This window comes from Streptomyces zagrosensis, from assembly GCF_014203645.1.
Classification (GTDB): Bacteria; Actinomycetota; Actinomycetes; order Streptomycetales; family Streptomycetaceae; genus Streptomyces; species Streptomyces zagrosensis.
Genome location: NZ_JACHJL010000008.1, coordinates 333,572 through 344,290, shown reverse-complemented (window position 1 = coordinate 344,290; position 10,719 = coordinate 333,572). Strand labels below are relative to the sequence as shown.

Genomic DNA, 10,719 nt, shown 5'->3' with positions numbered 1-10,719 from the left:
ACCAAAGAAGGAGCACCGCGGTGACACACGTCGGAGTCGTCGGCGCCGGAGTCATGGGCGCCGGAGTGGCACAAAACTTGGCGCAGGTCGGCCATACGGTCGCGCTCGTGGACATCCATCCCGACGCGGTCGAACGCGCACTTGGCACCGTCGAGACGAACTGTCGGATGAGCCGGATGCTGGGCGGCCCCGAGATCGACGCGGCACAGGTACTTGCCCGCATCGAGTCCGGCACCGATCTCGCGCTGCTGGCCGACACCGAGATCGTGATCGAGAACATCACCGAGAACTGGGACCTGAAGCGGTCCCTCTACCAGGAACTGGACACGATCGTTCAGCCCTCCGCCGTGTTCGTCGCCAACACATCGGCGATCCCGATCACCCGGCTGGCATCCCTGACCACGCGCCCCCGGCAGTTCGTCGGCGTCCACTTCATGAACCCCGTGCCGATGAAGCCGGCCGTGGAGCTGATCCCCGGCCACCACACGGACACCGCAGCCCTGGAGCGGGTGCGCGCACTCCTGCACTCCATGGACAAAAAGGCCATCGAGGTCAACGACGCCTGTGGATTCGTCTCGAACCGGGTGTTGATGCTCACCGTGAACGAGGCCGCCTTCCTGGTGTACGAGGGGGTGGCCACGGCCGAAACCGTGGACGAGGTCTTTCGCAGCTGCTTCGGGCACCCGATGGGCCCGCTGGAGACCGCCGATCTCATCGGCATCGACACGATCCTGTACAGCATCGACGTGCTGTACGAGCACTTCGCCGACAGCAAGTACCGGCCCTGCCCACTGCTCAAGAAGATGACCGACGCCGGTCTGCACGGCCGCAAGTCCGGCGAGGGCTTCTACACCTACGGCCGCTTCGCGACCACCACGCCGAGCAGCAACGGCAGCAGCAAATCCCCCGTGACCTCGACCCCTTGAGGAGTGCCCCACCATGTCCGAGGACGTACGCGCCACCATCCGCGACTTCATCACCGGCAACTTCCCCGACCTTGCCCTCAAGGACGACGAGGACATCTTCGAACTCGGCTTCGTCAACTCCCTGTTCGCCATGCAACTGGTCATGTTCATTGAGAAGACCTTCAGCCTTCGGGTGCCCAACCAGGAGCTGCGCCTGGACAGCTTCCGCACGATCGACTCGATGGCGAAGCTGGTGGAGCGGCTCTCCAGCGATGCCCAGATATCGACCGGCTGAGGAGAAGCTCATGACTGTCCCCGCCACTGACCCGGGGCGCTCCCGGCACGCCCAGTACCCGGGGCGTAAGGAAACCGCCGGCCTTGACAAGATCCGTGCCTTTGTCGATACCGAAATCGCCCCGTTCGCCGATGCCTGGGACCAGGCCGAGCAATTGCCATCGGAACTGCTCACCCGCATCGGCGAACTCGGCCTGTGGGCACCGTTCTTGCCGCCCGATGACGGTGGCAGCGGCATGGACTGGACCGGCATCGGCCAGGTGCACGAGGAGATCGGCCGCGGCTGCTCCTCGGTACGCAGCTTTCTGACCGTCCACACCATGGTCACCTGGACGGTTCAGCGCTGGGGCAGCGCCGAACAGCAAGCCCGCTGGTTGCCCCGCTTGGCGACCGGTGAACTCATCGGCGCCTTCTGCCTCACCGAGCCGGACAGCGGAAGCGACGCGGCGGCCATGGGCACGGTGGCCCAACCAGCCGACTCCGGTTGGATTCTCAACGGCCACAAAAAATGGATGACCGCCGGCCAAGTAGCCGGCCTACTCCTGGTGTTCGCTCGCACCGAAGCGGGGATGAGCGCGTTCTTGGTCCCCGCCGACACCCCAGGGGTCCGGATCTCCCCGCTCAACGCGGTGATGGGCACCCGGGCGAGCATGCTCGCCGAAATCGTGTTGCGCGAGGTGCACGTCGGCCCTGACGCGCTGATCGGTCCGCCCGGCTGGGCTGCGGGCACGGTCATGACCGGGGCACTGGACCTGGGCCGATACAGCGTGGCCTGCGGGTGCGTCGGTGTCGTCCAGGCGTGCCTGGACGCCTGCGTTGCCTACACCTCCAAACGCCGGGTTCGCGACGGCCGGCTGTCCGAGCTCCAGCTCATCCGGCGAAAGATCTCCGACATGGTCGTCAGCAGCCGCGCCGCCCGATTGCTGTGCGCGGAGGCCGGCCGACTCAAGGACACCGACGACCCGGCGACGATCATGGCCACCTGGGTGGCCAAGTACCACGCGTCCACCGCCGCGACCGCCGCGGCCAGCGACGCGGTACAGATCCACGGCGCCAACGGCTTCGTCAGCGACTACCCGGTGGCCCGGCTCTACCGAGACGCCAAGGTCGCCGAAATCATCGAGGGGAGCACGGAGTTGCAGCAAATCACGATCGCGGACGAGGCCTATCGGGAGGTGGCCAGATGAGCAGCGCCCAGCCCATCCAGAGCACCCCTGCCACCAAGCCCCAGCAGGGCCGTATCAAGTGCGTGGTGTGGGACCTGGACAACACCCTGTGGGACGGCGTCCTCCTGGAGGATGGCCGCGTCACGGTGCGCCCCGAAGTCGTCGAGGAGATCCGCCGTCTTGACAGCCTCGGCATCCTGCACTCCATCGCCAGCCGCAACGACCACGAAGCCGCCCTACAAAAACTCAAAGAAGAGAACCTGGCGGACTACTTCCTCTACCCCCAAATCAACTGGAACCCCAAGTCCGGCTCCGTAGAGCACATCGCCAAGGCCATCAACATCGGGCTCGACGCCATCGCCTTCGTCGATGACCAGCCGTTCGAACGGGCCGAGGTAGAACACCAATTGCCTGCGGTCCTCACGGTGGACGTCGCCCACCTCGCCGAGGCGCTGCGGACCCCGGAGTTCCAGCCGAAGTTCATCACCGACGAGTCCAAGCTGCGCCGCGAGATGTACCGCAGCGCCGTCGTACGTGATGAGGCGGAGCAGGACTACGCGGGCACGAGCGAGGAGTTTCTCGCCACGCTCGGCATGGAGTTCACCATCTCCGAGGCCCAGGTGGAGGACCTACAGCGGGCCGAAGAGTTGACCGTACGTACCAACCAGCTCAACTCCACCGGGCGCACCTACTCCTATGAGGAACTGGACACCCTGCGGCAGGACCCGAACCATCTGCTCCTCGTGGCCGATCTGACGGACCGCTACGGGGAGTACGGCAAAATCGGGCTCGCCCTGGTCGAGCGGGGCAGCCCGGCTTGGCAGCTGCGGATGATGCTGATGTCGTGCCGCGTGATGGCCCGCGGCGTCGGCACGGTTTTGCTCAACCATGTGATGGCGCTTGCCAAGGCGGAGAGCTCGGAGTTGCGCGCCGAGTTCGTGGAGACCGGCCGCAACCGGGTCATGTACGTGACCTACGCGTTCGCCGGCTTCGAGGAAGTCGAGCGCGACGGGGACCGGGTGATCCTGCGGTCCGACCTGGGGCGCATCCAGCCCCCACCGGACTACCTCACCGTCACCGTGCGCTGAGCGCCCACGCCCCCGCCAGGCCCCTTCACCTATCGCCAAGGTCCGAGGGCACCAGGTCCGAGGGCGCGAGACCCAAAGGCAAAAGGCCCGAAGGCACAAGGCTCAAAGGCACAAGACTGCAAGGACCATCACTTCAAGACCGGAGAACGGGTACCGGCTGTGAACCAACCGACTGCGCACCAGGCCCAGGCATGGCTTCCCTTCGAGGCGGCACCCGCCGCGCGCCCCAGGCTCTACTGCTTTCCCAACGCCGGTGCAGGCGCCGCGAGTTTCGCCCAATGGCGCGCACTCGCGGTGCCCGGGACGGCCGTCTGCCCGGTGCAACCGCCCGGTAGGGCGGAGCGGTTCCGGGAGAAGCCGCACGCATCACTGGACGCCCTACTCGATGAACTGACCGACGCGTTACGCGGACAGTTCACCGGTACGTACGCCCTGTACGGCCACAGTCTTGGCGCTCTGGTCGCCTTCGAGCTCACCCGACGGCTGCGGCGGGAGGGCGAGCAGCTTCCCGTGCACCTGTTCGTCTCGGGACGAGCAGCGCCGCAGCTTCCGGATACCCGCAGGGCGCTACGGGATCTGCCAACGGCCCAGCTCATCGGTGAACTGGCTCGCATGGGCGGCACACCGGACGAAGTCTTGCGCGAGGAGTCGCTGATGAGCTCCCTGCTGCCACTGATACGAGCCGACTTCGCCATCAACGAGACGTACACCTATCGGGAGGAGCAGCCGCTGAACATCCCGCTGACCGCCTTCGGAGGCCAACAGGACCCGCGGGCCGAGGAGGCCGAGCTGGCGGCCTGGTCCCTCCAGACCAGTGCCCACTTCGACCTGCGGATGTTCCCGGGAGGCCACTTCTTCATCAACGACAACGCGGGCACCCTCGTAAAGGAGATGACGGCCCTCTTGCCCGCCTGAGAGCGCGCCGGTGCGCCCCCTGTGCTGTCGCTTGCGCCGCCGCCTTTCTCCTTGGGCGGCGGTCGCTCCATCGGGGGCTCGGGGCCGGCAGCGAGGCATGCCGAGGTGCTCTCGCCGATCTCAGGGCGCGAGCCCGCACACTCCCGGAGGAAGTCCGCCCATGCCCGCTGCTCCGCACCGCACCCGCCGGCCGTCGCGCACCGAGACGGCGTCGGCCAGCATGGAGAGCACAGAGCGCACCCAGGCACATGAGCGCCTGCCCGCGGCTAAGCCCGGTTGTTGCGCCCGCCGCCACGGCCGACAGGCTGTGTCCGCAGCTCATGGGGGGCGGTCGTGACGCCCCAGCGTGCGACGACGCACGGGCCGGCGCCGGAGAGCCCCGAGAGCCCTGAGAATCCCGAAGCCGCCTGGCGGGCAACGCGGCGCGGGCGATGGGGTTGGTACGGGTACGACTGGGCGCACGCGGTCTTCACCACCTCGGTGACCTCGATCTTTTTCGGGCCGTTCATCACCGATGTGTGCGAGAAGGCCGCCGACGCCGATGGCTACCTCCATCCTTTCGGGACACAGGTGTTGGCCAGTTCCTTCTTTCCGTTCCTCGTCGGCCTCTCGGTCTTCCTCCAGGTCTTCGTCCTGCCCCTCGCCGCCGTGCTGACCGAGCGCTACGACAAGGGCGTCCTGTTGAGCATCACCTCGCTCAGCGGCGCTGGCGCGGCGACGGGCATGTACGCGATAGGGGACACGGACTATGTGCTGGGCGGTGCGCTGTACGTGGGGGCGGCCATGGCCCTGGGGGCATCGGTCATGGTGGTCAACACCTACCTCCCCGTGCTGGCCCCACCGGGCCGTCGCGACCGCACATCGGCCCAGGGATCGGCAGCCGGGTTCCTCAGCGGCGGTCTTGTCCTCATCGCCGATCTGCTGATGTACGCCAAGCACGAGGACTGGGGGCTGACGGAACAACAGGTGGTCCGGGTCATCTTGTTGACCACCGGGCTGTGGTGGCTGGTGTTCAGCGTGGTGTCGGTGTGGCTGCTACGGGGCTATGGCAGCCCTCCCGCGCCGACGAGGACCGCCGCCGACTCGCCCGCGCGCACCAGCACCTATCGGGCCTCGATTACGGCGGTGCGGCAGATGCGGCGCTACCCGGGTGCGAGCTGGTTCCTCGTGGCGTTCGTGCTCTACAACAACGGCATGCAAAGCGTCACCTCGCTGGTAGGGACGTTCGCGGTGGAGCAGCTCGAACTGGCTCAGGACGATGTGATCACCGCGATCTTGCTGGTGCAGTTTGTGGCGTTCGCCGGAGCGGTCATCGCTGGTCGGCTGGCCGAGCGGATCGGTGGCCGCACCGTACTTTTCGGGTTCGCGCTCGTGTGGTGCGCCACCGTGATCACGGGCGCGCTGATCCCGGAGCGGTCGTTCATGGCGTTCGCGACGCTGTGCGTCGCGGCCGGCTTTGTGGTCGGTGGGACGTACGCCCTCTCCCGCTCCGTTTTCGTCAGCCTCGTTCCGGCGGGCCGTACAGCGGAGTATTTCGGCATCTTCGAGATGGCCAACCGGTGCCTGGGTTTTGTGGGACCCACCGTCTTCGGGATCGTTCTCCAGCAGACGGGGAGCTATCGCACCGCATGGCTGTCGATCTTGGTGTTTTTTGTGGCAGGGGCCGTGGCGCTGGCGCCCGGCGTGATGGCGCGTAAGGGAAGGAACGGAGATATGGCGACACGAAGGGGATGACTTATGGCTCATTCGGCACCGGCGAACCAGCGCTACCGCATTTTGCTGACGGAGGCATCGAGCGCCTCCGCACGCGAGGTGCTCACCGTGCTGGGACGCCAAGGGCACGAGGTGGGGGTGATGGACAGCGGAGGCATCTCCTTCACCGCGCTGTCGCGGTGGGTGAAGCGGCGCCACAAGAGCCCACCGTTCGCTGCGGACCCACTGCGCTACCTGGCGGCGCTACGCGAGGTACTGACGCGTTACTCCTACGACGTGCTTCTGCCCACGCATGAGCAACTCGCCGCGCTGGCTCGGTATCGGGAGGAGTTCGGCCGCCTGGTGCCCGGTCTCGCGGTGCCTACCTTCGACGCGGTGCGCAAGGTGCAGGACAAGGCCGCCGCTATCCGGCTCTTCGAGGCGCTGGGGCTGCCCCAGCCGGATACCGCGCTGGTACGCGACGAAGGCGGGCTCATCGCCGAGTGCCACCGGCTGCCCGCCTACGTCAAGGTGCCGGTGGCTACCTCAAGTCGGGGCGTATGGCTAGCGGAAGACCCCGCCCAACTGGCCCGCATCGCCACCGAACCCGCGGTACGCGAAACGTTCGCCACCGGCGGTGAGGTGCTCGTCCAACGCCAGTTGCCCGGTCGCGTGGTCATGGTTCAAGCTCTGTTCAACCAGGGCGAGTTGGCCGGCGTCCACGCGGTGCTGCGCCGACGTGAGGGAGTGCAAGGCAGCTCGTCCGCCAAGGAATCGGTGGTGCTGCCGGACATCGTCCAGCATCTGACCAAGCTGGGGGCAGCACTGACCTGGCACGGTCCTATCTCCCTGGACGCGGTGCTTGACGAAGACTTCGGCCTGGTCCACTACATCGACGTCAACCCCCGCCTAGTGGAGCCGGTGAACGCGGAACTCGCCGGCGCCGACCTGGTGCGGCGCTGGCTCGCGGTCTCCTGCGGCCAACAGCCGGGCCCGCTCCCCGCCGCCCGAGCGGGGGTGCGTACCCACATGCTCTTGATGGCGTTGGTGCGGCACGCCGAGACCGGTCGAGGGCGCCGGGCCATGGTGCGTGAGTTGTTCCAGGCCATCACCCGGCGGGGAGGGTACGCGGGTAGCAGAGAGGAACTGCTGCCGGTCGGCTCCGACCCGGCCGTCGCGCTCCTCCTGGGCGCGCTAAGCGCCTGCCTGCTGGCCTCACCCACGCTGTGGCGCCGCCTGGCCGGCACCGACACGCCCCCGCACGCCCTGACAGGTCGCGGCTGGCAGCAGCTCATCAGCGCCGACGTCTCCTGATGCGGGCTCAGCCGCTCCGGGCGTGGGAAGCGTCCGCCCGGCAGCCGGTGCCAAGCGATGACTAGGGATCAAGTGGCCGTGAAGATCAGGGACTTACGGGGGTTAGCCCCCGATGCGCCTGGGGGGAGCTCCCCACACGCAGTCGGGGGTCTGGCGGCTCGATGGGGGATTGATTTCTCCGTACTGTCGGAAGTCCGGTCGAACTCCATCGGCTCCCGGGGGCTTCCAGTGGCTGCCACGCATCACCGTACGACCCGCGTTTCCTTTGCGGCCAAAGGTGTGTCGCTGGTGCTCTCCATCCCCACCGCACGCGGCGTGAGTTCGGCGCCTGACGCCGGCCGCGTGGCGGAACGGGAAGCCGGTGTCAAGTACGTCCGGAACACGGCACGTTCGGAGTGCGCAGAAAACTGTGAGAACGGCATGAACGCTGTGGTGGACAGGAACGGCTGCGCTGCCTCGATGAGTTGGGTCAGCACTGTCGTACCCGGTGCGGCGTTGGCGAGAACAGCGGGCCACCAGATGGTGGCCGAAGCGCTGAGCGCCGGCTACGCCGGCACGGCCGATCCGGGCCGCGGCGACGTGCGGGGCGAGATACCACACGAAGCACAGCCTTCGCACGCGTTCCACCCCCGTGCCCACAGCGGTAACAGCACGCCGAGCGCCATCCCATAAGATGACTGTCCGCTTCCGGCTAGCACCACAGCGTAAACCTTGTGCCACCCGAGAGGGGCGCGCGCCAGGCCGGAGACGGAAGGACAGCCGACGACGCCAAGCGGGGGCGCCGGCGACAAGCACCGCCGAACCCGCTAGATCCAGGGATCGATCAGCACCGACGTCACCGAACGTCGATGAGGAAGAGCCGATCGCTGGGCCCGTGCTGATCGACCTTCCCTCCTAGATTGAAGGAACCTTCCGATGGCCACCTTGCTTTACTCCCTCGGTCGGGCGGCGTTCCGCCGTCGAGGCCGCTTTCTCGCTGGCTGGTTACTGGTGTTAGCCATCGCGGGGGGCGGCCTGGCGACGTTCGGCTCCCACCTGGACAGCGAGGCCACCATCCCCGGCTCGCAGTCACAGGCGGGCATCGACGTGCTGGAGAAGTCGCTCCCGGCCTCCACCGGTGTCACGGCGCAGCTCGTTTTCGTCGCCCCCGAGGGCAAGAGCGTTGAGGACGCGCCCTACCGCGCCGCCATTGAGAAAACGGTGGCGAAAGCAGGGAAGGCGCCGCAGGTCGAGAAGGCGCTCAATCCGTTCGATGAGAAGAAAATCTCGCAGGACAAGCGCACGGCCCTGGCGCAGGTGCTGTATCCGATCAAGCGCGATGCGCTGGAGGACTCCAGCGTCACGGCCTTGGAGGACATCGCCAAATCGGCGCGGACCAGCGGCCTGGAAGCGGAGGTCGGCGGCACGATCTACAGCACCTCCGGGCTCGCCGTGGGCATCGGAGAGGCGATCGGCCTCGCCGTTGCGATCGTTGTCCTGCTGATCACCTTCGGATCGTTGCTCGCGGCCGGGCTGCCCCTGCTGACGGCGCTCATCGGACTGGCCGTCGGCCTGATCGGGCTGTTGCTGATCTCGAACGTCGCCACCGTGTCATCCACCGCACCCAGCCTGGCCCTGATGGTCGGGCTCGCCGTTGGCATCGACTACGCGCTGCTCATCCTCTCTCGCCATCGGTCGCAACTGGCCACCGGAATGGCCGCAGAAGAGTCCGCGGCCCGCGCCACCGCGACCGCCGGCAGCGCCGTTGTCTATGCCGGCCTCACCGTCATCATCGCCCTGGCAGGACTGAGCGTGGTGGGCATCCCCTTCCTGACGGTCATGGGGCTGGCCGCCGCGGGCACGGTGCTGATGGCGGTGGCCGTGGCCATCACCCTGCTGCCGGCCCTCCTTGGCTTCGCCGGCGAGCGCGTCCGCCCGAAGGTCGGCTCGCGCGCCAGCCGGCGGGAGCGGGCCGCGTCCGGTGCGGGACGCTCCGGCGGCGAGCGGTGGGCACGCCTGGTCACTCGCCACCCCCTCGTCACCGTACTCACCGTCGTCATCGGCATCGGCGCGGTGGCGCTCCCGGCCACCCAACTCACCCTCGCCATGCCCGACAACGGCACCGCGGCACCGGAAACCACCCAGCGCAAGGCGTACGACCACATCTCCTCGGCATTCGGGCCCGGCAACAACGGCCGGCTGCTCGTGCTCGTCCAGCGCCAGGGAGGCGACCCCAAGCCCGCTGCCGAGCAGGTCGTCACCGAGCTCAAGGAAATGAACCTGCCGCAGGTCCTCGACGTGCGCCCCCCGGATTTCGGCACCGATGGTCACACGGCGATCGTCACCGTCGTCCCGAAGGCCGGGCCGCGTGATGAAAAGACGGAACAACTCGTCCGCGATATCCGCGCCGTCACGCCGAAGATGGCAGCCGATGTGGACGCCAGGATCTTGGTCACCGGGTCCACGGCCGCCGCGATCGATGTGTCCGATCGACTCAGCGATTCACTACTGCCGTTCATCGGGGTAGTGGTGGGTCTCGCCCTCATCCTGCTGCTGTTGGTATTCCGATCGATCGTGGTGCCTGTCAAGGCCGCCCTGGGCTTCCTGCTCTCCGTGGGGGCTGCCTTCGGCGCCGTCGTCGCGGTCTTCCAGTGGGGCTGGCTCGCCGAGGTGTTCGGGGTGAAAACCACCGGCCCCGTCTTCAGCTTCATGCCGATCGTCCTGATTGCCGTGCTGTTCGGGCTGGCGATGGACTACGAAGTCTTCCTGGTGGCGCGGATGCGGGAGCACTTCGTGCACACCGGCAGTCACCATGAGGCGGTGATCGCGGGGTCGCGGCACGCCTCACGGGTCGTTACCGCCGCTGCGCTGATCATGTTCTCCGTGTTCGCGAGCTTTGTGACCGCAGAGGACCTCACGCTCAAGCCCATCGCCTTCGGGCTCGCGTTCGGCATTATGGTAGACGCCTTCCTCGTCCGGATGACCCTGGTGCCGGCCCTGCTGGTGCTGGTCGGCAAGGGCGCCTGGTGGCTGCCCAGGTGGCTGGATCGGATGCTGCCCAACCTCGACATCGAGGGTGCCAAGTTGCGTCGGCCACAGCCGGAGAGCCACAGCATGGCGGAGGAACAGCGAATGGCGCCGCGCGCGTAGCTGACCCCTCGCGTACCGCCGCATCCACGGCTCAAGGGCGGCGACCACCTCGGGCAGGGGATGGTCGCCGCCCGTTTGCTGCATCTGTTACGCATCCGTTTGCTGGGCCGCTGGGCCGCTGGGGCTGCGGGGCTGCGGGGTTCTGGACTCCGGGCGCTGGGCTCCGCGCGCTCGGCTCTCGACGGGGCGAAGGCGGCCTTTACCGCTTCAGAATGG

Annotated in this window: 9 protein-coding genes; all 9 read left to right on the top strand. The window is 67.5% G+C overall.

The window, feature by feature from the left end:
* Positions 1 to 20: 20 nt before the first annotated feature.
* On the top strand, positions 21 to 926 hold the full coding sequence (locus FHS42_RS38660; RefSeq protein ID WP_184573227.1) for a 3-hydroxyacyl-CoA dehydrogenase family protein: 906 nt from the start codon (positions 21 to 23) through the stop codon (positions 924 to 926).
* Between the two features lie 13 nt (positions 927 to 939).
* The gene (locus FHS42_RS17915; RefSeq protein ID WP_184573226.1) at positions 940 to 1,200 is read left to right on the top strand and encodes a phosphopantetheine-binding protein; all 261 of its coding nucleotides are present in this window, start codon (positions 940 to 942) and stop codon (positions 1,198 to 1,200) included.
* Positions 1,201 to 1,210: 10 nt separating this feature from the next.
* On the top strand, positions 1,211 to 2,386 hold the full coding sequence (locus tag FHS42_RS17910) for an acyl-CoA dehydrogenase family protein (RefSeq protein WP_184573225.1): 1,176 nt from the start codon (positions 1,211 to 1,213) through the stop codon (positions 2,384 to 2,386).
* The gene (locus tag FHS42_RS17905) at positions 2,383 to 3,453 is read left to right on the top strand and encodes an HAD-IIIC family phosphatase (protein ID WP_184573224.1); all 1,071 of its coding nucleotides are present in this window, start codon (positions 2,383 to 2,385) and stop codon (positions 3,451 to 3,453) included. The genes FHS42_RS17910 and FHS42_RS17905 overlap by 4 nt, the downstream gene beginning before the upstream one ends.
* Before the next feature lie 159 nt (positions 3,454 to 3,612).
* The gene (locus tag FHS42_RS17900) at positions 3,613 to 4,368 is read left to right on the top strand and encodes a thioesterase II family protein (protein ID WP_184573223.1); all 756 of its coding nucleotides are present in this window, start codon (positions 3,613 to 3,615) and stop codon (positions 4,366 to 4,368) included.
* A 333-nt stretch (positions 4,369 to 4,701) separates the two neighbouring features.
* Positions 4,702 to 6,102, top strand: coding sequence for an MFS transporter (locus tag FHS42_RS17895; RefSeq protein WP_184573222.1), 1,401 nt, complete (start codon positions 4,702 to 4,704; stop codon positions 6,100 to 6,102).
* Between the two features lie 3 nt (positions 6,103 to 6,105).
* Positions 6,106 to 7,374, top strand: coding sequence for an ATP-grasp domain-containing protein (locus FHS42_RS17890; protein WP_184573221.1), 1,269 nt, complete (start codon positions 6,106 to 6,108; stop codon positions 7,372 to 7,374).
* A 420-nt stretch (positions 7,375 to 7,794) separates the two neighbouring features.
* The gene (locus FHS42_RS17885; protein ID WP_184573220.1) at positions 7,795 to 8,046 is read left to right on the top strand and encodes a hypothetical protein; all 252 of its coding nucleotides are present in this window, start codon (positions 7,795 to 7,797) and stop codon (positions 8,044 to 8,046) included.
* A gap of 243 nt (positions 8,047 to 8,289) precedes the next feature.
* On the top strand, positions 8,290 to 10,503 hold the full coding sequence (locus tag FHS42_RS17880; protein WP_184573219.1) for an MMPL family transporter: 2,214 nt from the start codon (positions 8,290 to 8,292) through the stop codon (positions 10,501 to 10,503).
* Positions 10,504 to 10,719 lie beyond the last annotated feature (216 nt).